Origin of the sequence: Enterococcus sp. MMGLQ5-1 (genome assembly GCF_013155265.1) — a bacterium.
Taxonomy (GTDB): Bacteria; Bacillota; Bacilli; order Lactobacillales; family Streptococcaceae; genus MMGLQ5-1.
Genome location: NZ_JABJXU010000001.1, coordinates 576,054 through 600,168, shown reverse-complemented (window position 1 = coordinate 600,168; position 24,115 = coordinate 576,054). Strand labels below are relative to the sequence as shown.

General features: G+C 36.6%; 19 protein-coding genes. 2 read left to right on the top strand and 17 right to left on the bottom strand.

The genetic code is table 11. The features are described from left to right. Positions 1–70 precede the first annotated feature (70 nt). Entirely contained in the window at positions 71–898 is an 828-nt protein-coding gene (locus HOY35_RS02620) for a LysR family transcriptional regulator (protein WP_172210456.1), read from the top strand. A 42-nt stretch (positions 899–940) separates the two neighbouring features. Here the strand turns inward: HOY35_RS02620 and HOY35_RS02615 are convergent, their stop codons facing one another. From HOY35_RS02615 to HOY35_RS02540, 16 genes are all read right to left on the bottom strand, one after another. After that, positions 941–2,350: an aldehyde dehydrogenase family protein gene (locus HOY35_RS02615; RefSeq protein WP_172210455.1), complete on the bottom strand. Its 1,410-nt coding sequence runs from the start codon at positions 2,348–2,350 to the stop codon at positions 941–943. Between the two features lie 252 nt (positions 2,351–2,602). Beyond that, a complete protein-coding gene (locus HOY35_RS02610; RefSeq protein ID WP_172210454.1) occupies positions 2,603–5,209 on the bottom strand; it encodes a fibronectin type III domain-containing protein in 2,607 nt (868 codons plus the stop codon). 706 nt (positions 5,210–5,915) lie between these two features. Then, positions 5,916–8,720, bottom strand: a complete 2,805-nt coding sequence (gene esaA, locus HOY35_RS02605; protein WP_172210453.1) for a type VII secretion protein EsaA — start codon at positions 8,718–8,720, stop codon at positions 5,916–5,918. A 630-nt stretch (positions 8,721–9,350) separates the two neighbouring features. Continuing rightward, positions 9,351–10,643: an S-layer homology domain-containing protein gene (locus HOY35_RS02600; protein WP_172210452.1), complete on the bottom strand. Its 1,293-nt coding sequence runs from the start codon at positions 10,641–10,643 to the stop codon at positions 9,351–9,353. 758 nt (positions 10,644–11,401) lie between these two features. Beyond that, positions 11,402–11,899, bottom strand: coding sequence for a hypothetical protein (locus HOY35_RS02595; protein ID WP_172210451.1), 498 nt, complete (start codon positions 11,897–11,899; stop codon positions 11,402–11,404). Next, on the bottom strand, positions 11,883–12,293 hold the full coding sequence (locus HOY35_RS02590) for a hypothetical protein (protein ID WP_172210450.1): 411 nt from the start codon (positions 12,291–12,293) through the stop codon (positions 11,883–11,885). The genes HOY35_RS02595 and HOY35_RS02590 overlap by 17 nt, the downstream gene beginning before the upstream one ends. Continuing rightward, positions 12,280–14,082: a T7SS effector LXG polymorphic toxin gene (locus tag HOY35_RS02585; RefSeq protein WP_172210449.1), complete on the bottom strand. Its 1,803-nt coding sequence runs from the start codon at positions 14,080–14,082 to the stop codon at positions 12,280–12,282. Before HOY35_RS02585 ends, HOY35_RS02590 begins: the two co-directional genes overlap by 14 nt. Continuing rightward, the gene (locus tag HOY35_RS02580; RefSeq protein WP_172210448.1) at positions 14,079–14,339 is read right to left on the bottom strand and encodes a hypothetical protein; all 261 of its coding nucleotides are present in this window, start codon (positions 14,337–14,339) and stop codon (positions 14,079–14,081) included. The genes HOY35_RS02585 and HOY35_RS02580 overlap by 4 nt, the downstream gene beginning before the upstream one ends. 12 nt (positions 14,340–14,351) lie before the next feature. Next, positions 14,352–14,669, bottom strand: coding sequence for a hypothetical protein (locus tag HOY35_RS02575; RefSeq protein WP_172210447.1), 318 nt, complete (start codon positions 14,667–14,669; stop codon positions 14,352–14,354). Positions 14,670–14,671: 2 nt separating this feature from the next. Then, on the bottom strand, positions 14,672–15,040 hold the full coding sequence (locus tag HOY35_RS02570) for a DUF4176 domain-containing protein (protein ID WP_172210446.1): 369 nt from the start codon (positions 15,038–15,040) through the stop codon (positions 14,672–14,674). Between the two features lies 1 nt (position 15,041). After that, on the bottom strand, positions 15,042–15,476 hold the full coding sequence (locus tag HOY35_RS02565; RefSeq protein WP_172210445.1) for a DUF4176 domain-containing protein: 435 nt from the start codon (positions 15,474–15,476) through the stop codon (positions 15,042–15,044). Next, positions 15,477–19,958, bottom strand: coding sequence for a type VII secretion protein EssC (essC, locus tag HOY35_RS02560; protein WP_172210444.1), 4,482 nt, complete (start codon positions 19,956–19,958; stop codon positions 15,477–15,479). 6 nt (positions 19,959–19,964) lie between these two features. Further along, positions 19,965–21,080 (bottom strand): type VII secretion protein EssB, encoded by a 1,116-nt coding sequence (essB, locus tag HOY35_RS02555; protein ID WP_172210443.1) that lies wholly within the window; start codon positions 21,078–21,080, stop codon positions 19,965–19,967. Beyond that, entirely contained in the window at positions 21,067–21,321 is a 255-nt protein-coding gene (locus HOY35_RS02550) for a hypothetical protein (RefSeq protein ID WP_172210442.1), read from the bottom strand. The genes essB and HOY35_RS02550 overlap by 14 nt, the downstream gene beginning before the upstream one ends. Then, positions 21,314–21,835, bottom strand: a complete 522-nt coding sequence (gene essA, locus HOY35_RS02545; protein WP_172210441.1) for a type VII secretion protein EssA — start codon at positions 21,833–21,835, stop codon at positions 21,314–21,316. Before essA ends, HOY35_RS02550 begins: the two co-directional genes overlap by 8 nt. Beyond that, a complete protein-coding gene (locus HOY35_RS02540; protein WP_172210440.1) occupies positions 21,825–22,115 on the bottom strand; it encodes a WXG100 family type VII secretion target in 291 nt (96 codons plus the stop codon). The genes essA and HOY35_RS02540 overlap by 11 nt, the downstream gene beginning before the upstream one ends. Positions 22,116–22,552: 437 nt before the next feature. Between HOY35_RS02540 and HOY35_RS02535 the strand changes: the two genes are divergently transcribed. After that, positions 22,553–23,074, top strand: coding sequence for a hypothetical protein (locus tag HOY35_RS02535; RefSeq protein WP_172210439.1), 522 nt, complete (start codon positions 22,553–22,555; stop codon positions 23,072–23,074). A gap of 378 nt (positions 23,075–23,452) precedes the next feature. On the opposite strand, the gene HOY35_RS02530 is transcribed toward HOY35_RS02535, so the two are convergent. Next, the gene (locus HOY35_RS02530) at positions 23,453–24,115 is read right to left on the bottom strand and encodes a uroporphyrinogen-III synthase (protein ID WP_172210438.1); all 663 of its coding nucleotides are present in this window, start codon (positions 24,113–24,115) and stop codon (positions 23,453–23,455) included.

The window sequence follows — 24,115 nt, the reverse complement described above, 5'->3', positions numbered from 1 at the left end:
CTTTTAATTTATATCAATATTATTAATTGTTATAATAGTTACAATCAAAAAAATTAATGGAAGTGTTATTTTGTTTAAAAACCTTGAAACCTTTAAATTAGTCTACGAAACGAGAAGCTTTTCCAAAACAGCAGAATTATTATTTCTTGCACAGCCAACTGTTTCAAGTCAAATTAAGCAGCTTGAGGCGGAGTTAAAAACTCAGCTATTTATCCGTAATGGACGAAGGGAGGTTGTCAGTACACAGCAGGCCGATATCCTCTACCAAAAGGCCATTCAAATGCTAGATGATTGGCAGGCAATTCAAATCTTACTTAATAAGCAGAGAGGTCATTCAATATCTTATACAATTGGTGCCTCCCATACCTTTGCGAGCTATCTTTTACCAGATTTATTCCAAGAAATATATCTCAAATTCCCAAATATTCACTTTAAAATTAAGCTAATGAATTCACTTGAAGTGCACCATGCACTTGAGCAGCATGAAATCAATCTCGGTTTTATCGAAAAACCAATCAATTCAAAAAAAATCATCCGAACAACCTTAATTTCAGATCAGCTAGTGCTAGCTGGGAATCAAAATAAGGGGCCGTGGCTAATCCGTGAAGCGACCTCAGGCGTTTATTACTATACCAAACAGTACATCGAAGAAAATAATATTAATGAGGCTACAATTGAAATTCAAAATAATAGCATTATTACACAGTTGCTTGAACAAGGCTTTGGCTGCTCAATTATTTCTAAACGTGCTGTTAAGTCAATACCTTATCAAGTCTTATCTGAAAAGTATACGCGTGATTTTTATTTAATACAGCGAAAAGAGGAAGCCACTGAGCACTTTGAATATTTTATCAATTATATTAAGCGCTACTTTCAGAAATTAAAAAAGGACCATTAAAACGCCAATACGCTTTAATGGTCTTTAATTAACTATTATTTTTTACAGGAAGCCGCCAAAGGCATTGTCCAAGTCAATCGGTGTACTTCTGGCCACGATTAGCTCAGGGTTCATAAAGGCTTCAAAGCCTAATTCGCTTAGCTCATGACCGTAGCCGGAGCGTTTAACACCGCCAAAGGGTAATTCTGGTAAGGTACCACCATAGCTATTGACAAAAACGCCGCCTGTTTCAATTCGTTTAGCATAATCAATACCTCGGTTTAAGTCGCCTGAGAATAAGACACCACTTAAACCGTAGTTTGAATCATTAGCAAGTGCGATTGCCGCATCGTCATCCGCTACTTGATAGATTTGACCGACAGGTCCAAAAAATTCTTGATAATAGGCTGGATTACCTGGCGTAATGTCAGTCAAAATGACTGGTGAAAAGAAACAATCCTCACCTTGATTTTTAGACATATCACCATAAGCAAGGGTAGCACCGTTAGAAAGTGCTGCTTCAACCTGCTTCACTAAGTCTTTTTTAGCCTTTAAGCTACTTAAAGGGGCAAGGGTGGTTGTAGCAGCAAAGGGATCACCCATAACTGCCTTTGAAAAGGCATGACTTAACATTTTAACAATTGCCTCATAATTGTCATTCGTCACGATAAAGCGTTTCGATGAGGTACAAACCTGACCAGCATTGTACAAACGTGCTTGACCAACAATCTTTTCAATTTCTGATAAATCCGCATCATGTAAAATCACAAAAGGATCACTGCCCCCCAATTCTAAAGAGCTTCGCTTTAAATTCTTACCTGCTTCAGCGGCAATCAAGGCACCCGCTCGCTCAGAGCCTGTCAAGGCTACACCTTGAATACGCTTATCTGCGATAATCTGATTAACCTGTTCATAATCAATAAAAAGATTAGTACAAGCACCTACCTCAACTCCCGCCTCAATCAAAAGCTCAGCAAATACTTCAGCAGATCCAGGTGTATTACTAGCGTGCTTATAAAGCATTGGATTACCTAATATATAATTTGGAGCAAAAACACGCATTAACTGATAAATCGGAAAATTCCATGGTTCTACCGCCATTAAAACACCGATGGGTTTAGGGACTAATTGTGCATCCCCCATTCTTGATTTAAAAGGGCGTACTGCCATAAATTCTGACGCATGATCTGCATAATATTGAGCAATTTCAGCTGAAATCAAAACTTCACCCTGCGCTTCAATAAAGCGCTTCCCCATATCACGTGTTATAACCGTTGCAATTTCATCAACCTTTTTCTTAAATAATTGACTCACTGCGTTCAGATTGGCAGCTCTACTCTCAAAGGAAGTATTACGCCAGCTTTTATATAACTGATCTCCCTTTTGCAAGGCTGCTTCAATCTCGCTCGCGCCTTGATTTGAATAGACCTTTTCTATTTGATTTGTATACGGATTAGTGATTTGATAAACCATCTCTTACTGCCTCCTTAATCAAGCTACCTTATTTTATTTCATTTAATTATCACTTCAGTCGCAAAATCAGCTAACATACATCGCACATCATTTGTGACCTATATCTAATAGTTTACAACTTAGAGTAAACGCTGTACAATGAATAGCTTATAAACTATATTTATAATAATTTTGCTTGATTAATAATACAATCCCAAAAAAACTGAGAGGTAACCCACCCTCTCAGTTTAAATTTATTGATACAAATAATATTTATAATTCTTTAATTTTCCGCCTCATTGTTATAATACCAGCAACCGTAACCATCAACAGAATACCAGCAATCGCTATACTAGCTGTACTGCTTTCGCCTGTCGTTGGTAAAGCCTTAGCTGATTTTACCTGTGCAACATTCGTATTAATATTTTGATTGATATTATTTTGCGTACTAGCATTTGGCACATCAGAGCTTGTAGGCACAGCCTCAACAATCGTAAAGGTTTTCTCAACAGTCTGTCCAGCTGCACTCGTGTAAGATACGGTTGTTTTACCTGCTTTTAATGCCGTAAAGGTTGCAGGTGAATTAAAGGTCGCACTGAAGAAATCCTTATCCCATTGCCAGCCAGCTTCACCTACTTGACCATCTTCAATTGACGGAACTATTGTGATACTTTCGCCAACCTTTAACTCATCCTTTTCGCCCTTTGGATAAGTGAGTGTCAATTCTGCTGGCTTATCCGCCACCGTAACATCAATGCTAGTTGTGCCTGATAAAGCTGAATAGTCCGTCTTCGAGAAGTCCAAGATACCTGTAAGCTGGACCATTCCAGCTTGATTTGCTGCATAGCCTGTTGTTGTCCAAGTCACTGGTACATCAATCACGCTTTTATCATTAAGTGTTACCTTGACCGTTACAGGCAAGCTCAGCTTTTCAACGGCTGTTCCAAAAGGAACAGTAATTGCTGCTGGTGCTTCAATAGCAGCAATTTCAACTGGCTCTTGCTTTTGAATCGCATAGCTATCATATAAAGATACTTCTCCAGTGCCTTCAGCATCATAAAGATATGATTTTAAAACTAGACGATCATCCACAATCGCAATATCAGTAAACATTTGTTTAAATTCTTGACCTTTAATTGCTGGATAAACACCATATTGCGCAATTACATCATCTGACTGCATATTATAAAACTTAGTACCACTAGAATCACTCGTCAGATAAACAGCTCCTTTAGGATTGACAGCCGTTTGAACGCCATCAATTTCTTGATATTCTGTATCCTCATATGGGACTTCTCCTCCCATTTGGTTGGTTCTTGCATAGGTATGATCATGACCCTGTAAGACCAAATCAACACCCAGCTGATCAAAAAGTGGCTGTAATTGCTTTCTCATGCCCACAACATCGCTATCGGAAATATGATTAGCGACTGTTTGAGTGCCTTTATGCATTGTAACAATCACCCATTTTGCACCATTTGCCTTGGCCTGCTCAATATCGCTGGTCAACCAAGCGACCTGCGTCGAGCTTAGCTGATTATTAACAATATCATTTGTATTTAGCATGACATAATGTGCTTGCTGATAATCATAAGAATAATAAACCCCATGGCTTTGAACGCCAGTAGAGGGCGCATTATAATTAAAATGATTATAGAAGGTATTATTATAAGTATCATGATTGCCTGATACTGTCATAATTGTGTGGTTACTCCAAATAGCTTGCTGTTTACCAAATAAATCTTGCCATTGCTCAATATTATTTGAATTATTAACTAAGTCACCGCCCTGAATAATAAAGCTAGCGTTTGGTGCAGTCGCTAAGCCTTGGTTAAAGGTTTTAGCAACTATTTCATAGTCATAGGCGTCAGAGCCCTGAGTATCATCAAAAAATAAAAAATGGAATGGTGAGTTGGAAGTAGCTGACGTTGTAAATTGTGCTGGCTCACTCCATTGATTTGTCGATGCGTCGCCTACTTGATACCAGTAAGCTGTACCGGCCTGTAAATCAGTTAGGACAGCCTTATGAACGAAATCGGCTAGCTCTTCGGAATAGGTTTCTGTTCCCTCAACTACTGAAGCGTTAGTAAAATCTGCTGGTTCAGCTGCTGAAGCGATATATCGGATTTGACTGCCTGCCGTCGCTAAGGTATGCCAAGTAAAGCTCTTAGAGGTCGCTGTATCACCATAAAAGGTAACACTCATTTTTGTTGGCTTTTGACTGACCGCTGGATTTGGCGCTTCTGTCTGTTGTAAGGATAAGGATAAATCAAATACCAAATCTGAACTAGAGCCAGACTGTTGGAATACTGCAACAGCGACAACATTACCAGTTTCCTTAAGCGTTACGTTTGATAAGTCGACACTAGCTTGTTCAAAGTCATTACCATCATTCCCTAATTGATTGGAATAGGTGGTAAAATCTGGTGCAACGCCTGATGGATAATTAATTCGTTTAACTTCCTGTCCATTGATATAAATAACCGCACTATCATCAAGCTTATAGTCTAAAACAAGCGTATTAAAGTAGTCCTTATTTGCCGCATCAATTTTGGCATCAAAGCTTTTTCTAAAAAATGCAACAGGATATTTGTTTTTTTTATCACTGCCATAATCAATCGTTGTTTGAACGGTTGCTTTGGTACTGTAGCCGATTGGCGCTTGTCCAGTCTGCCATGCTGTGGCATCATAATTTGGCTGTAGCCATTCATTGCCTGGATACTGGTCTGCACTTTGATAATAATATTGCCAATCGCTGCTTTGCTCAATCAATGTTTGCGTATTTGCTGTTTCCTCCGCTTGAACTGGATTAGAAAACCAACTAATACCAATACTACCCAAAAATAAAATGATGGCTATCAGCCAACGGTGCTTTTTCATCTTTCGCCTCCTTAAATAATTGCTATTGCTTTCTGATTATATCGAAAAGTTGTAAAGATTTTTTTGTTAATAAGCGAATAACTTGTAAATTTTCAGAAAATTTTTAGAAGAGCTGCATAAATTTTTGAAAAAAAATGCTATAAATACCAGTGTTCAGAATATGGACAAATGCCAAAAGGATAATCGAGTGTTTATCTATATTCTGTGGCAGCACATTTTGTGCTGCTTTTTGCGTTATTCAAAACTGCTTTGAATACTGTCGTTTTATTGTGGATTGGAGGTGGGACAAAAGACGTTTAACAACGTAAAAAAGGTGCTTTCTCTCTTTAATCAAAACTGTGAAAAATAGACGAGTCATTCGTTTATTCAGTCAGACGCTTTCTGTCTGACCGGATGACGTATCTATTTGAACAGTTTTGAGAGAGAAAGCCCGTCAAACAAATTGCTTTCTATCTCTGATTAAAACTGTGAAAAATAGACGAGTCATTCGTTTATTCAGTCAGACGCTTTCTGTCTGACCGGATGACTTATGTCCCAATCCAAATTCAATCAGTAAACAATGGACCAAAAGATTTATCAGTCTAATTAATTGTAACGCTAAAAAGACAAAGCATACTTGTAAAGTATGCTTTGTCTGCATTTTGAGCACCACTAAAAATAACAGTGCTCTTTTAATATTTAATTATTCGATAAAAATCATTTTATTTTATAAAACATTTAAATTATTTTTTGGTGGTCTTCTCTTATTTAACCAGTTGAGACCGAGCATCGACAGCACACCAGCTAAAACACCGATAACAAAAACAATCGGCCATCTAAAATCAGTTTGACTTGCTGTCACTACGGTCTGCTTTGGTGAAACGTCCAAGGCTGAGATTGGATTCACAAAGAAATCATAAATCTGATTGGTATCAACACCTTGTGTCCGTGTATTGGCAAGCGTCTTAGAAAAATTAGTAAAATATGATTGGCTAGTCGCTAAATCTTGGCTACCGCTTAAGGTCAAATTAGTAGCATTATTTGAAATCTTTTGAGCAGTCTGCTGCGTATTTGACGCACTCGCAACTAGGTCGTCAAAGCTCGCAGAGTTATCCTCAACCTGACGCGCGCTTTGTGTTGTTGAAGCACTCGCTTGAGTCGTACTAGTGATTAAGGTATTAATTTGCTCATATAATTGATTACTATTATCGACATATAAGGCCTGTTCTTCACTATTATAGCTATTCCAGTCTTTAATCGGTAATTGATTGACCTGATTTTTTTGCCAAGCCTGATAGTTTACTTCAATATTTTCCATCGTTTCTCGATACCAACCAGATAATGAAGTCAGATTACTTGAAAAATAATCATCTGGTAAATTACTATTAAGCTGGGTCTGATTAGCTTGTAACTTATCAATTGAATCATTTAAAGTTTGAATCGTTTTGACAACATCCTCAATATTTTGTTGACCTAATGCATTAAAACTATTGACATCAGTCTCACTCAAACGGTCAGCAATGGCTCCATTATTCTTACTTATATTGTTATAAAGATTATAAATTGATGGTCTTAATTTATCTCCTAAAAAATCATTTTGGGTTGATGCATTCAAGAAGCGCGTATAGTCCGAGCCAGGCTCACCATAAATTAATGCAATTTGATTGGTAATTTGATTAATTTTATTAAAATAATCCGTAAAAGTGTAAAATTGCTTAATACCAACGTTTGCACTGTAATCTGCTAGACTATCTTTGAGTGATAGAACAAATTCTAGGTTACTTTGATAATCTTTACTTCCAGTTGTAGCATTTGTCCAGTCTATGCTAAGAGAAGATGAAGCTGATTGATTTAAAACATCTTTTAAATCAATCCTCAAATTCAATGTAAAAGTTTTTGAAGCAGTGTCTTCTGCTGTATTATCCAGTGTCACGCTATTATTTAAATTTGGTGCGACTGGCATTGAATCGCCATCTACAATAGAATTAATCTTAACATTCGATGGAAATACATTTGAAATGTACTTAGTCTTGGCCGGCACTTTAACCTGGATTGTTGAATCTACATACTGGTCAATTGAAACATCATTCGGAGGTAGCACATTAAGTGATGTACCGATTTTAGTGGTTATACCAAATTGATTGGCATAATTACTAATCACTTGTAGCTTATTGATATACTCTTGCTTTTGGGCTTCAGTCAGTGAGCCATTAGTAGCCAAATCCTCTAACATATAGTCAGCAGGATTTAGAGAAATTTCCCCTATTAATTCCGCTAATTGATTGGTATAAACAGGATCTAATTTATTGTCATCATTGCTAAATGAATTAATGATTTTATCTGCTAGCGCCAATCGTGCCTCTTTTGTAGGATCTAAAATAAGCTGATCAATAGACGTATCAAAATTATCCATTGAAATTGTCAAGTCTGCTTGATTATAAAATTGTTGATACAGCTTTTGCTCTAAGGTCAATAGCTCATCGCGTTTGGCTTTTAAGGTTACTTCTTGATCGCTTAGCTTATCTTTTTCAGCCGAAATCAGTTGATTGTAAGCATTAATTTTTTGAGTTAATTCTACAAGCTGACCGCTTGCCTCACTTGCTTCATCATTTTTATAAAAGCCCGCCAAATTAGTCAGCATATTGGTATTAAAGCCATCATATTGATTAAAATAATACTTTTCATCACCAGTAGCTTGTTCAGTAATCGCACCATTACTATTAGTAAGATTTGTTTCTGAAATTTTCTTTTGCAAATCAAAATAAGAATTAATTTGAGGTAATTGACTATTGAAGCTTTCACTCGTTTGATTAAGCAAATTCGTAGTCACCTCTGTAAAGCTGTTTTGTGACGCAACATTTGCTTGATTGATACCTTTCAGGCTATTTGAGCCTGAAATAAAGGTGATATAATTTGTCATTGATTCCTTAAAGGGAACATCCACTTGATTAGATAAGTTTGTTACTAAATTCTCTTGCTTACCTAAGGAACCATTCATTTGATTTTCTGCTTCTGCAATATTACCAGCAACACTACCATAATACATCTTAACAACGGTTTGATTAAAATCATAAATAACATTCACAATTTTTTCCTGTAGTATTCGATCTGATAAGGTGTCCGATTGTTTCTGAATCTGATATTCAACCTGTGATTTTATTGGATTAATATCCTGTAACGTTAATATATCATGAGAAAAGGTTTTAGGTAAATAAATAACCGCATCTACATTCTTATCCTCAAGTGCTTTACTGGCAACTGCCCTTGATACTACTCGCCATTGATAGTTATTATCGTTAGAAACCGAATCAACGAAATTTTTACCCAGACTATAGGTCTGCTGATTAAAATTAGAGGATTCATCCTCATTGACTAGGGCAATAACTGGCTTCTTACTTTTTTCAGGTGCTGCAGTTTTTTTATTTAAAAATAACAACAAGCTAATCGAAATAATTAATAAAATAATAATTCCCGCAATACTTAATAAATAAAATTTATTTGGAAATTTACTCACTTTCTGCTGCTGATTCATCGTTATGGTAACTCCTATTCTTTAAAAAATAAATATAAAATACATAATATTACATAATAACTATATATTATCATAAAAAAATAAAGAATATATAAAATTATTTTATTTTTTATTACTAAAAAATAGAAAATCAAAAAAAATTAATTATTATTTATATTAAGTTAAGTAAGTTAGATTTCTATTCGAGCTTAGGAGTTCGCAGTCATTTTAAATTTTGAAATATGCTTGTTCAGTTCTTCCAAAAAAATACAAGAATCAATTCATCATCACTTTGACTAGAGGCTGATTTATTTATTTTTTTGAAGCCAAAGCTTTGTACAGCTTGTACATCGTATACCGCAACATATCAGAGCCAAAATTGCTTGCCTCATGACTTTCCCAAGCATTTTTTAAATTGGTTGCCGTCTGATTCATCGAGTCAAAATCACTTTTGACAGAATCAAGCGAGCTTCAGAAAACGGCAGAAAAACAAGAGCTACGCAAATAACACCGTTTCTCTTGTTTTTTCAAAATTAGGAAGAGCCAGACGACTTAAGTCAATATAATTGAGATAAAGTAAGCAGATTGACACTGCCCACATCACTGTATCACCAGCTAGTCAAAGTCGTAGGGATACTTGGCGCAATTAACTCAGCTCGCTTTTACACCAACCTTATCCGCATAGCGTTTCAAAAACAGTGCCATCTGCTCTCTAGTAACGGCATCGCTTGGTCCATAGGCGCTTGGCGAATAACCTGAGGTAATGCCAGTCTGTGACAGCCAGCCAATCGCTTGACTATGCGCACTAGCGGTTGAGACATCTTCAAAAGTATAACTGAAATTACCTGTTGGCTTACCTGCTAGACGATAGAAAAAGCTCGCCATCTGTTCGCGTAAAACTGGCTGATTTGGCGCAAAGGTTGTGGCATTGTAGCCTGTGGTGACACCTGTTTCCTTTGCCCACGAAATCGCTTGACGAAACGCTTGACTCAGGCCTGCCGTATCTGGAAAATCGTTAATTTCAACGGCGGGCTTGCCCGCAAGACGATATAAAAAGGTTACCATTTCAGCACGAGTCAGCGTATTTTTCGGCGCAAAGGTGGTCGCATTGTACCCTGTCGTAATGCCATTTTCTAAGAGCCAAGCAATCGCCGATTGAGCTTCGGTGCTACAGCTAGTGATGTCTTGAAAGGTGGTGTAAGGAGTTGACGGAATGGCTGAAATTGCTTCATCAATCACACTACCAAAATATTCCGATTCAAAATCTAACCAACTTTGACCACCATTTCCAAAAGCACCAGTTGAAGCAGCATTTTCCTCGTACCATTCTTTATTATTTATTACCCAACGAATTTTTCCTATTTCTTCTTCAAGCGTATATCCAGAACCAAAAAATCGAACTTCATTTGTCCTAATCCATTCAACCTGCTCAGCGGACAGTGTTTCATATTTTGCTAATACATTTTCTAACCCTGAATAGTTAAGGTTTGTTGTATCTGAACCACCAGCATCTTTTAAGACTAAACCAGCAATAGCTTGTGTTAATATTGAGCTATCGCTATTATATACAATAATAAGCCAATCTAAATATCCGGCTGGTTCTCCACCCTCAGATATTATAGATTGGTAAATCTCATCATTAGACAAATCAAGCCCACTATCCGTAGTGATATCTTGATACATATTCAGCGCTAACGGGATATTCTGACGAAACTCTCCCGAAGTATAAGAAGCTGTGTAGGATTCTTCTGTATATAAAGACGAATCAATACCTCTCGCTTGCAAAACTAACGCCTTCAACTCATTGAATGCAGCTTCTGCTTCGCTAAAAGTCGCCGCATAGACTACATTCCCGCTCGGCACAACCACTGCCGTCGCAACGACACCCGCACTAAGTAAGCTTAATGCTACGACTGTTTTCGTAATCATTTTTTTCATTTTCATAACCTTTCCTCATACTCTCATCTTTGTTTTTTAATTCTTACTTATTAATTGTTACCCTACCTCTGGTGGTGAACGTGAAATACCAGCCAAATAGGGCAGCAATCTTACAGCTGACGCTTTTGGCTAGTATTCTGGGCGCAACAAATAAACGACAATTTTAGTCAAAATTATCCGCTGCGGTGCGGTGCGGTGCGGTGCGGTGCGGTGCGGTGCGGTGCGGTGCGGTGCGGTGCGGTGCGGTGCGGTCAAGGATAGTCATGATAAAAGCTCCTGTCAAGTGTTTTTATAATATGCCACAAATTGTTATAACTAAATATTAATTTACTTTTCATTATTTAGCAATCTAATTTTCATATTAAAGTTGCTTATAACCTATAAATTGAAATTACTTCATTAGCGGTACAAAAAATGAAGAAAAACGTAACCGACTGTTTAACAGTTGGTTATGATAGTTAGCGAAAAAAAATAGGCTCTATAATAAATTGAACTGATAAATATTTCAGTCCAATATATTATAGAGCCGTTTTAAAAAGAAGCTGTTACAACTGTAGAAACTGGAAAACAAGAATCAAATTGATGGCGATTAAAATATAAAAATAGCAGTTGCTCAAACAAGCAACTGCTAAGTGTGAAAACTATAAATCAATCCGATTTGAAATTAAGACATTTTTTAGAAATTGATAATTTGAATAGTGAGTTCCTGCTGACTAATTCAACACTCGATATCTTGGATGCGCCAAACTATAGAGTGCCTTTTTTTATCTTGTTTTCAATACACCAGTTTTTGTAATTTCATCTAAAACATAATTCATCATACCTTGTAAAAAAGCATCGATTTTATCATTTTTACAGAGCTCCCTAAAGAATAGCCCTTGTTCTGTTTTTAAATAAACTCTTACACATTGACTGTTGTAAAAGTTCTTATCCTTAGTTAACTCCATATATGGCAATGCTTGAGAGCTACTAATTAATAAAGATTGCATTGCTTTCATTACCTCTGGGTATTGTTCTAAATTAGTAATTGCAGAACCGCTTCCATGATAAAGATGAACATTTAACCCAAAAACTAAAGCCAGAGTTTCAGTCTGAAAACCCATAATACTTGTTTCTACAGGAATATCAAACAGTGCAATATAAACTTGATCATTATTTTCAAGTGCTAAATTCATATCTTTATTTGTGTAATTTAACACCTGTAATCTATGATTCAAATATTTTTCATCAACTTGCCTATCAAGGTTAAAATTTTGTATCATCAATAAGCTTCCTTTCAACTTTCTTTATCTTACCTTTTTTTGTAATTTGAAAAAACTCCAATTCACCATTACTAATATCATTTTTTAAAACAAAAATAGCTTCATCTATATTTTTTTCTGCTAAATTATTTTGTAATCCTTTATGCTGCGAGAAGAAGTTTGAAGTAGCTTCGCCCCATTTTATTCTAATTGTAAAACGCAACCTTTCATAATCAAAAATAATTTGATATTTTGAATTTTTTTCATAAGTTAATCTGTAAAATCCCATGCCAGCAGTGTCGTTGGAAAACTCTTCTTTTTTCAAAAAAAGATTTTCCCCAAAATACTTTGAAAAAGAATTTTTTGTATAGTCTAAAAAATATTTATTGATAAATTTTTCATCACCTGATAACATGCCAAAGGTCTCCAATCTTTTCAAACCCAAATCCATGATTTTGCAAATAGGCTATTTCTTGCGAATAAAACGAACCATCTCCAATAAAATCGAGCGGATTATGTGAAAAATATATATCTCTTCCAGAACCAATTTGTATATCTAAGAACTTCTCATTTATTTTCCAGATTTCTTTATCGTTATACATTTTACTCAATTCGTCCCAATTATCTAGTTCAAAATACTGTGCCCCAACTTCTTTAGCTTTAGTTGTATATGCTGTTGGTCCACCACCATCAAACTTTCCTAAAACAATTGAGTCGGAATTACTAGCACCTTTCGTTGCATCAAAAGCATATTTTTCAGCATCAGCATTACTCATTATCTTTCCAACCCCACTAGCTTTCTTAATATCCGCACCGTCATCCATCACTCGGCTGAGGGTTTTGCTAGTTGAACCACTTGCTTTGAAGACACTCTTGGCTTCCTTGGCACCGGCAACTGTTGCCTTACCAATTTTGGTAAGGTCGCCTGCACCGTTAATGCTGGTTGTAACACCGCCCTTGCTGAGCTCTGTCATAAAGGTTTTACCAAAGGCTGACGCACTCGATTTGGCTTGATTAAAATGAGTCAAAATTGATTGACCTGCCTGAGCCGGCAGTCTTGGAATTGTACTAAGGCTCTTCGCAACTGTTGAGGTTAATTCACCAGCCTTAGCCAATTTTACCGCTTTACTGCCTAGTTTGACAAGACCAACGCTACCACCGATAGCTAAGGTCGCAAAATTAGCAACAGTTACAGTAGTATTGGCAAGTTTTTCATCCATGCCAAGAGCTGTTAAGCCTTTTACTAATGGATTAAACTCTTTGCCTGTCGCAAATTTGGTTCCACTTGCGACCAATTGATTCATCGCTAATGCACCATCAAGTGCTAAGCCAGCCATTACAAGCGGTGTTGCCGTACCTGCTGTTGCTACAATCAAAACACCCGCTACAACTGCACCAACTACTGCCCAAAACAATTCCTTTTTCGCTTCTTCTTTCGCCTTAGCCTCTGCCGCACGTTTGACGTCCTCTTCATAGCCTTTAAACATTGACTGCCAAGCATCACTCGCAATGCTTTCGTTTGCTTCACAATACTCGCTCATTCGCGAGAATAGGCTTGAGACCCCATCTAACGCCTGACCAAAGCTACCTGATTGATAGCTTCGCCCTTGACCAACGGTCACGTTACCAACATTATTAACTAAATCCTTTAATTTGGCAATCATTTCCTCAACCTGATCAAAGCCTGAACTGCTTGCCTCATGATTTTCCCAAGCGTTTTTTAAATTGGTTGCCGTCTGATTCATCGAGTCAAAATCACTTTTGACAGAATCAAGCGAGCTTGCACCAGCACTGCCAAGTGAAACAAGATGATTGACCGAGTTAGAGATATTACGCAAACGACTGGCATAGCCGTCAATACTCGTCTTGCCGCTAGCTAGTTGACTGGCATGCGTTGTTAATTCATCAACAATAAGCTTAAAATTGCCATTCGCATCAACAGCGCCATAACCATCCCAGTAAACACCAACTGCTGTCTGAAAGGTATTTAAAGTTACTAGCATTGATTGGATAAGGCTGACGTGCACTTCAGAAATATAGCTTTTCATTGCATCGGCGCCTTGACCATAAATCTTGTCTGTTTCAACTAAAACCTGAAGGCCTTGGAGGAGCTGGCTCAATGCCTCACTTCGATTGCTAATACCTGTGGAAAGTCCCGGAGACTGAGCCTGCCAGCTATCCGCATAAAAATTTTTGACACTCACTTAGCCGCCTCCTCATCTTGAACCTCAATATTAACGCCAAGCTGATTAAACTCCTTGACATCTTTTTGCGCCAAGCTTCCGTACAAAGCAACTAGACTTGAAAAATCAGCATAGATTTTAGAAACACGCCCTGCTTGGGTCGTGTTCAAATTATCATGTCTTGTCCAGCCGTCCTTAACACCAGCGACTTTAGAGGTTAGAGACGCTATTTTCATTGTTTCATCATGATAACCACTTTTGACACCTGTTTTTGACATACTGCTCTCCTTTTAAAATAGTGCTGCTGACCATGCTTGAGCTGAGATGATTGGATGCTTAATGGCATCAATTGATGCCGCCAAGCTGCGTTGCTTACTCTTGCAATCACTAATTGCATCTTCAATCTGCTGCTTTGCACTTGAATAGCTGCTTTTCGCACTATCTAATTGATCTGAAAACTGGTTAGCCTTTTGACCTGCCCATTGACCACTACCGGCCGTTTTATATTTGTCCATATCAAATGCACTTAGCTCGGTTTTAACTGCCTTTAATTTGCTGATTGCACTGTCTAGCTCATAAATTTTATTGAGATTTGCTTGTGCACTCATTGCTATTCCTCCCAATCCCTAACTTGAGCAAAGGGATCATCACTCACTACAGCCTCATCAACCAATATCTCTTCAGTAGCCTCTGGTTGATCTTCTGCTTGTGCTTCATATTCTGCATAGGCATCGCTAAGTGTTGTTAAAATTAACGCATCATCCTCATCACGAAAGCCCTCATGAATAACCTTAATAATATCTGTTTCATTAAAATAAGCGATATTTTCGTCAACCATGCCTTCTGGATAAAGGATGGCACCATAGTCATAATATTGATCATTTAAAATATTACCACGACTAATAATCATCACCTTTTTAATTGCACCTTTTAAAATTACAATACTGCCTAATGCTAAATATTCTTTTTGCTCTGACATACTACTTACCTCTCCTTCTCAAATTATAAAATGGATCCTTTGGATGTAAAGAAGCCTGTTTAACCACTCTCTGCTCTGGCTGCTGAGTAGGCTTGCTTGGTACTGCTGCTGGCTTACTTTTTAAATCAATTGTAAAATTAGGCTCCACCTCTGGCTCTGGTTTCTTAATGGGTGGCTTCAGGGCTTTCTCCTGTTGACTTTTACTAAACGCTTCATCTTCAGCATCCTCATAGCCAGGCTTCAAAACTGTTACAATATCCTTTTCGGTAATCAATATTTCCGGCTGGGCAAGTCCCATTGGATGCGAAATTGCCTTGTAACCAGCTAAAAAACTGCCATCCTTTTGTTTTTGTAAACCTCTTGCAGCAATCATAAAAATGCCTTTATCCGTTTTAACGGCTGAACCTAGGGGTAATAGCTTTACTTGCTTACTCATTTACACAGTCCTCTCATCAATTCTTGGCAATTTTAACTGACTATAGGTTGAGCCACCACGCATTACAAAATATGGTTCATCTAAAGCTGGCTCTGGCTCTTGTGAATAACCTAATACTTTAATTAACGGTGAATCATAAGCTCTTGCGCCAATGATACCAGTGAATTTCATTTCTCTAAGCAGCTTAGGAACGCTATCAAATGACTTCGCAAGATAATCATGAGGCGTAAAGATAATAAAATCGAGCCCTGATTTTGAGGCGTGCTTTAAGGCGAGGACAAAATCCTCAGCTTTAATCCCCGTTTGTACAACAAAATCGGTTAAATTACCAATCACTAAAGTCATTGGTGTCCCTTTTTCTTTGCGCTTAGAAAGATTTAAATAGCCAACAATGCCGGTCACAATTTCTTTGGCATCATTTTTATCACTAATTTTTGTAAAATTATTCGGTAATGCGAGACTATCTAATGTCTCATCAAAGCTGCCATCAAAGTCAGCGAGTAAAAACTCATGCTTAGAAGCGCCACCTTGTCTGATAAGCATTTGCTGGAATAGCAATTGCTGCTCATCCTCTTTAGAAGAAAAGACAAAATAGGGCTGCATTCCCGGTAAAAAGCCAAGTGCTTCCGTTGTTTTTAATGAAAGTCCAAACGGCAAGCCATTACTGGACTCCATTGACTTAACTGACTCATATTGAAGAAAATCGCTGAGATAAAGCTCTTCGGGTACCATCGGTATCTTCTCTGGTCTGAGACCATGCCACGCTTCATCAAGTGCGGCAACTTCCTTTTCAAGATTTTCCAAAATTTCGGATGCATCCTCACCAGCTGCTGGCAGATAAAATTGAATTGCAGTCGGTAGCTCTAACAGCACTTGACCACGTCCATTAATAGCCTCCTGCAAGACTCTTTCACGCCCCATTAAGGTTGCAACTTCACTTTCATCATTCAAGAATAAAGCAAGCTTGCTTGCAATATTGCTCAGCATATTCATTCTGACAGCACCGGTCCGACTTGCAGTTAAAATGAGATAGACACCTAAGCTTGCGCCCTCTCTTAATAATTGAATTAATAAATTATCAATCTTATCCTTTCGATTATCATTTTGAGTCAGACCATCGTAGTTATCAATCACACTAATTATAATTGGCAATTGCTTTTTAGTTTTAAATTCATATTGACTTAGGCTTGCAACACCAGCAAGCTTGAAATCCTTTTTACGAGCTGCCAGTATATTAGCAAGTCGTTCTATCATTTTTTGGAGCTTCTCATCTTCCTCAAGCGTCACAATGTCGATGACATTTGGTAGATCTTTAAGCGGTAATAAGCCATTATTACCAAAGTCTAATAGATTAAATTGAACCTGCTCTGGTGAATTTTTTTGACTTAAATTTAAGACTAAGGTTTGTAGAACGGTTGATTTACCGTATCCCGGACTAGCGAAAATCGCCGTATGGCCAGCTTTTTCAATATCATAATGATAGACTGACTGACGTTGCTCTCTTGGCTCATCTAAAAGCCCTAGTGGCACAGATAAATCACGCTGCTTACTTAATGTAACCTTCGGCGTTGGCAATAATTCAGGCAGATTTGGCAGCCATGGTTTTTCCGGATGAACTAGCGCTGAGTCAGCAAATATTTGTTCAATCTCTGAAATTACAGCCTCAAGCTGAGTTGGCAAATCACTAGTATCCTTCCCTTGAATGACCTCTTCACCTGGATCATATAATAATTCATATTGTCCCAAATCATTAATTTTAAACAAGCGCTCATCGATTTTTTCCTCCGCTAGAGCCTCAGGGTCGTATGGCACGCCCGCATAGCCACTTTGGAATAATTCATAGACCTCATTTTGACCAACCTTGAGATAGCCACGTCCCGGATTAGTGATATGCGCTGCATCTGGCGTTTTAAGTAGCTCGTTTGAGTCTTGAGTGCTCGCCATTTTCAAGGCAATTTTTGAGGTTGAATTAGCTTCAATCTGATCATTAACCACACCACTTGGCTTTTGAGTTGCTAATATCAAATGCACACCCAACGAGCGTCCAATCCGGGCAACTGAGGTCAATTCATCTAGAAACTCTGGCACGTTGGCCTTTAATTCAGCAAATTCATCCGATACTAATACCAGATGAGGCAAGGGCTGCGTTGGATAGGATATATCTGGCTTAGGGTTATTTCTTTGCTTATATAGCGACATATAGCCATTGATATTATTGACACCATGTTTAGCAAACTCTCGCTGCCGTTTATCAAGCTCTGCTTTAATTGAGGCAAGAGCCCGCGCTGTACCCGCACCATCTAAATTGGTAATTGCGCCCATAAAGTGTGGTAGCTTATCCAACGTATTGGCAATTCCGCCACCCTTCCAGTCAATAATCAGCATGCCAACATCCTCTGGTGAAAAATTAATTGCAAGACCAATTAAATAGGTTGTTAAAAATTCTGATTTACCAGAACCTGTTGTACCACCAACAAGAGCATGAGGACCGTGCGCCCTTTCGTGTAAATCCCAATAAACATAATCTGATTTACCACGCCAACCGATTAAAGAACGAATTGATTTATTAGGCTCAGCCTTTGTCCAACGCTCCTTAATTTCTAAAAGCTCAATCGTTTTCACATCATACTGCTCTAATAGACTAAGACTTTCTGGAATCGCATTTTTTTCTACTTCCAGATGATTTAAGTTACTTAAAGTCCGAAGTGCTCTCTCCAGTGTCTCGGGTACTGGATATGGCTTAAATTGCTTAGCCAAATAGACATCATGATCCGTTACCAGCTTTGCTGTTAGCTTATTTGGTACTTCAATCACGCTTGTAACGGTTTCTGGTAGCTGATTCACCGACTCCTTGCACCAGATAACTGTCACGCCTAAATCATTCATATTTTCAGCTAACAATTCATTAATTCCATGACCTGCAAGCATCGAATCATCAAATATGGTCAAAATATAATGTGGTGAAAATTCAGGCTTTTCCTTACCCGATTCATTTAATACCTGTTTACGCTTGTTGAGTAGCTGATAAAAGGAATTTAAAACAACATCACGTAATTTGTCACTATAAATCAGCCCCCGCATATTGAGCTCTTGCAGTTTAAAATGAGGCAGTAGTCGCCATTTATACCAGAACTCATAATAAGTATCCTTTGGCAATAAATGAATGAAATTAACATCGCGATAGGAATGGAAAAAGGCCGTCTGAAATAATAGAGTTTCAACAAAGCCAGTTAAGGTTTCCTGCTGACCAACTAAACCAAGGGATTGATCATATAAATTAATAGGTGTAGCTACTGTTCGCTGAGTTGAAAAATGATTAGTCAGCTCTTGAATCCGTTTTGCATCTGCACTCAAATCCTTTGGATTGATATCGTTATCAATTTTTAAATTGGAAGGCTGATCACTTTCTCCTAAGGAAATATTTAAAAAATCTTTATTAAAGGTTTGACGCTCATAAATTCTGGAATCATAATGTAAAACCAAATCAACCAAGCGCTCTGGTGCTGGCTGTTGAAAATCTAAAACTGCCCGTTCCGTTTCATAAGCCTTGGATATTTCATTCACTGTATTCACAAGATAATATGCATAGTCAGCTTTAAGCCGCTCATTCTCTATTTTTAAATCCTTTTTTTCTGTAAAATATTGCGAAACCGTAAATGAAGCGGTCAGTAAGCTCATCGCTCCCATTCCCATCATCATGATTGGATTTCGTCCACTTAAAAAGGTTGTTAAACCAGTCATCACAACCATTCCCAAGGGTGGAGCAATCATTTTTAACAAGCTATTTTTACTTTTCGAGGACTCCTTAGCAATAACCTGAAGCTTCAGCTTATCCGTTGGTACCTCTAGGTTTAAACGAGGACTCCGTCGATAATCTGGAAAATCCTTTGGAAACTCTCTTTTTTGTAATTCAAGTAATAGCTGAGACATTGACAAATGATAATCCGCCGAAAAAAATGTAATTTTCCATTGATTCATCCGTTTTTCTAATAAAAATTGTTCAGTTAAAATAGCGGTACCAGTTATAAATTCAGTAACAGCCTGACCTTGAATTTTATTTTCATTTAAATAAATAAAGGTATCCTTAGCATCTAAAATCAGCTTGTTCTGGTGAATGATAATGGTCAGATCAATTGGTACTTGTATTCCAACATAGTCAGCTTGACCAATCACAAAATCCTGAGCAGAATCAATTGTAAAAAAAAGTGTTTGGGCAGTTGACTTAGAAATAATCAGAAGACGTAAATCATCCAGGTTATAAAGACCTGTTGAAACACTTTCTCCATTAATAAATAGCTTATCGTTGATGATACCAAATTTATAATCTAAATAATTAGCAAAGGGTACCTCACTTGTTAAAGTAATTTTAATTAATGAATCATTTAATACATAAACAACAAATTCCAATTGATTAGGATTTAAACGTTCATCAATGAAAAAATTGCTTGTTGAATCTACTTTATTCATATCAAAAATCGTCATAGCTGCCTACTTCCCAAGTTTTTCTGTTAATTCATCAATTTGCTTTTTGTAATCCGCCAGAAGCTTTTGTTTTTTTGCGCCATCCATCTTATCGTCTAGCTTAGTTGCTTGATAAAGGTCAGCATAGGCAAGTAAGGTCAACTGGTCATCACCTAAATTTTGTGCAAGATTTAGCGCTTTATCAAAATTACCACGACCATAATAAATCCAATAATCAAGTGTATTGTCATCAGATTTAATTGAAATATTATTCAAAATACTTTCTTTTTGTGTATCCGTTAAATCCGTTAAATTAATACTTGAAATTGCCAAAACATATTTTGCTGATTTTGGCAGACTATTTGGACTATATTCTTTTAAAGTAGACTGTGCTTTAGCGTAATTATTCGTCAAAAAGCTCGTCTGGCTGTCAATAATTGCCGTTTGGCGTTGATTTGTTTTAGAGAAGTAAACTAAAAAGCCAACAGAAATGATTGCAATAATAATTGCCAAAATCCCGCCAAGTCGATAAAAGCGATAGCTTTTTTTAGGAACAAAGCGTTGTGTTTGATTCGTTTTCTGTATTTCTTGAGTTAGTACCGCATTAACAAAGCTAAAAACCTGCTCTGGTGTTTCTAAGGGGATTAAGGCCTGTGCAAACTTATCATTCAACGCAACACTACCATCCAATAATTTTTCATAGCCTAATTTTGAATTAAAAATAGTTAAAATAAGTGCTTTAATATTTTTCAAAAGTAGCTGATTATCAGCTTTCATTGGTGCCAAAATATCCTGCAGGCCAAAATGAACAACCATCAAATGCTCGCCATCAAAATAAATATTTTCCGGATGAATAAAAGGAATTTTATATTTTTCAAGCAAAGGTGCTAATTGACTGATTTTATCCGCTAATCGCAATTTTTCAAGCCTTGTACGACAGCTCAATACTTTATTGGAAAAGCTGATTGCACCTTCTGGTAAATGATATTTCAAATTTAAATCATTTTCAGTTTCCTCAGCATCGGTATATTCTTGAATTACCTTTAATGATTCTGCTTGGTATTGATTTTTACTAATTGTTACCTTAATCTCTTGATTATCATAGACTAATTCTAGCGTTTCTTCACCGTTAAATAGCTTCATTTGCTTCTCCCAATTCAATTTCCAATTTATCCCCATTTGAAATGCCAAAGTCCGAAATAAAATCAAAGTATCCAATTTTAAAAGTCTTATCTTGGATGACTAGCTTAAAATCAGCTGGCAATTTGATACCATTCTCTATCAATGCTTCTTTTACCAAATCTCTTAATCGACCAAAGGTTATTTTACTTGGAATTAATATATCCAATTCTTTTTGTTTTAATACAAGCGTAATTTCAATCACTCGTCACCCTCCGTTTACGTTTTGCCCACCATTTACCAGTAAAGATGCCTAAAATTATCAGAGCTACAAAGCCTGCAACGAGCAATGCTATTAACCAATTGGAATGCTGCTTATTCAAATCAGATGACGAACTGACAATCTGAGGCTGATATTCCTGAAACAACTGCTCTGTCACTTGATTATCTGAAGTCTCATCAGCTTCAGCTGAATCAAAATTAATCGACTTAATAATCCCACTAGGCTTTTCCATTTCAGCTTTAATCTCATCAGACCTAGCATTTAATTCGTCAGAAAATAATGCACCTCGTATTGGAAAATCGCTATTATTAGTAAGCTGACTTTGATTATTGGAAAGAATATTAGTATTAATGTTTAATTCACCATTACTGTCTGCAGATACAGTAATCCCGCTAATTAGCATGAGGCAAACATAAACAAATAAGCACCAGCTGAGCACAGCTATTTTTTGATAAAAAAAGCGCCTAATCAGGCGCTCAACAATCTTAAAATCCAAAGCTTTGTGCATCTTGAGCATCGCGCTCAGCAACAGTATCTGCATATTTATTAAGCTGTTGATTAATATTTTCTAAAAGCTCTTCAAATTTTTGAACATCCTTATACAATTCATTGTATTGTTCAAGATAAGCTTGGAAGGCTTGACCTTTCCATTCCTCAGCAATTGTTGAGTTCATTTGATTCACTGTTTGGATTGCTTGTTCAATTTGTTCCTTAGAACTAATATAAACTTGCGCTTGTTGCTTCAGCTCTTCTGGTGTTACACTAATTTGTGACATACGATTCCCTCCAATGGATAATTATAAGTGCGCTAATCACGCATCTATTCATAAAATAAATAGATAAAACATATAATAATAGTAAATATAATTATTTATCATTACTATATATTATAAATAATATCACTACTCCTATTTATTCGTCAATTATATTCTGAAATGTAATTAGAAAAACTTTATTTATCTTTATTAAAGAGAAGTTGGCTAAAATTCCGAATTATAAATTAGTTATTTTATCTTTACAAAAAAACAGTTTGAATAATCAATTAAAGCTAAAAACGATAGCAGCATACTAGCGCCCCATGCGCTATAAAAAATTACTAAGTCTTAGTCAATATTTACACTTTTTAATCTTTCTTCACCATTCAACGCCTAGCCTCTAGTTTATGTTAAAATATAAATGTAATCGACAAATTGTAGTATTTCGAGGTGATTTAATGACCCTTTTCTATATTGAAAATCAAAGCTTCATACGACATCATCAATTAAAAGTGCTTGATGAAAATAAGCAAGTCATCTATTTAATAAATATTTTTCCTAAACAATTATTTATTACCTTACCAAATGGCACAAAATTAATCTCAACTGCGCAAAAAAATTTTTTATTTGAAGATGAGGTTGAGCTTAGTGCGCGTAATAAAAAAATTGCAACTCTTAAGCAGCTGCTTGAAGGAAAACATAACGCCTACTTTCTGACGCACTTCAATTGGTTAATTACTGGCAGTCTTGAGCAACAGAATCTAAAATTTAATAAATTCAACCGAAAAATACTCCGCTTTGAAAAACAGGACGGTACTTATTATCAATTTTCAATTGCTGATAAAAAACGAATCACAATTGCAGCATTATTAATAACTATTATTGATAATAAACGCCTAGTACCAATTGGTGAAACTAAGCTAGCCAAAACAAAGAAAAGCGCTAAGCTTTGCTGGGAATTTTTTAGCCAAATGAAATAATAAAAATGTAGACAAATGCCCGAAATACAATCGAGCGTTAATCTATATTCTGTGGTGGTACATCTTATGCTGCTTTTTACCATTGCCACTTACTCTCCGACATTTTTTGTAATTTTCAAAAAATGGAGTCAGTTAGTGACAAAGATATGCATTTGAACTTGCTTTTACAAGCAACTGAAGGGCGTTTTAAAAACTTAGTTCAAAGGCTCAAAGCTCAAGACTACTTTGAATATTGTCATTTCATTGTGAATTTGGAAGTCATTTTGTTGTGAAACTGGGGGCTGAGAAACAATTCCAATGTAGAGCGAAAAAGACAAAGCATACTCTGAGAGTATACTTTGTCTATATCCTGAGTCTGGAATTTATTTTCCAGACTCTTTATAATTCAGACATTGCTCTAGCTGAAAAGCCGTCTGAAACAATTTTTAATTTCGTTGTCTCACCCTGCGCCACAAAATCAAATCGGCTTAAGCTAACGCCTCTTTTTTCAGTAATTGTTCGAAATCTGTCCCAGGTTGATGGACTACTAAAAAAAATAGTCCGAATATCCTTATAGAAAATTAAAGCAACTAATGATTGCTCAGAATATTTGGGTAATTGATTACGATAAATAATCTTTGAAGCAACACAATAGCCCTTTTTCGTTAATTCAGTTTCTAAATAGTCATCAGCCAAGTCACTTTTAGGATAAAAAATTGAAGCGCACTGAATTTTTTCGGTAAAAGTTGCCAATAAGCCTTCCTTAGTCGGTTTTTCGGCAATTAACGATGCCTTTAAATCACGTTCAGCAAGTGCATTTGCTGTTTGCTGACCGATAACAGCAATTTTTTGAGATTTTAAATAGTTGGTTGGCAAGATTTCAAGCGGCGCTTGACTTGTCAAAAAGAGCCAATTTGATTTTGAAGCTACAGAAAAATCAAAAGTAACTGCTTCAATCTCAATCAAGGGCAGTTCAATCATATAATAACCGTATTTTAAGAAAAAATCAGCTTTTTGTCGTAAATTCCTTGCAATTCCCGTGTATAACAGTCTTTTCATCAT

Bases quoted from the DNA above. Each gene is read 5' to 3' on its own strand.
- esaA (WP_172210453.1), bottom strand. From the start codon at position 8,720: ATGAATCAGCAGCAGAAAGTGAGTAAATTTCCAAATAAATTTTATTTA.
- HOY35_RS02540 (WP_172210440.1), bottom strand. From the start codon at position 22,115: ATGTCACAAATTAGTGTAACACCAGAAGAGCTGAAGCAACAAGCGCAA.
- essB (WP_172210443.1), bottom strand. From the start codon at position 21,080: ATGAAGCTATTTAACGGTGAAGAAACGCTAGAATTAGTCTATGATAAT.
- HOY35_RS02595 (WP_172210451.1), bottom strand. From the start codon at position 11,899: ATGATACAAAATTTTAACCTTGATAGGCAAGTTGATGAAAAATATTTG.
- HOY35_RS02535 (WP_172210439.1), top strand. From the start codon at position 22,553: ATGACCCTTTTCTATATTGAAAATCAAAGCTTCATACGACATCATCAA.
- HOY35_RS02580 (WP_172210448.1), bottom strand. From the start codon at position 14,339: ATGTCAAAAACAGGTGTCAAAAGTGGTTATCATGATGAAACAATGAAA.
- HOY35_RS02570 (WP_172210446.1), bottom strand. From the start codon at position 15,040: ATGTCAGAGCAAAAAGAATATTTAGCATTAGGCAGTATTGTAATTTTA.
- HOY35_RS02590 (WP_172210450.1), bottom strand. From the start codon at position 12,293: ATGTTATCAGGTGATGAAAAATTTATCAATAAATATTTTTTAGACTAT.
- HOY35_RS02610 (WP_172210454.1), bottom strand. From the start codon at position 5,209: ATGAAAAAGCACCGTTGGCTGATAGCCATCATTTTATTTTTGGGTAGT.
- HOY35_RS02615 (WP_172210455.1), bottom strand. From the start codon at position 2,350: ATGGTTTATCAAATCACTAATCCGTATACAAATCAAATAGAAAAGGTC.
- HOY35_RS02530 (WP_172210438.1), bottom strand. From the start codon at position 24,115: ATGATGAAAAGACTGTTATACACGGGAATTGCAAGGAATTTACGACAA.
- HOY35_RS02565 (WP_172210445.1), bottom strand. From the start codon at position 15,476: ATGAGTAAGCAAGTAAAGCTATTACCCCTAGGTTCAGCCGTTAAAACG.
- HOY35_RS02600 (WP_172210452.1), bottom strand. From the start codon at position 10,643: ATGAAAATGAAAAAAATGATTACGAAAACAGTCGTAGCATTAAGCTTA.
- essC (WP_172210444.1), bottom strand. From the start codon at position 19,958: ATGACGATTTTTGATATGAATAAAGTAGATTCAACAAGCAATTTTTTC.
- HOY35_RS02575 (WP_172210447.1), bottom strand. From the start codon at position 14,669: ATGAGTGCACAAGCAAATCTCAATAAAATTTATGAGCTAGACAGTGCA.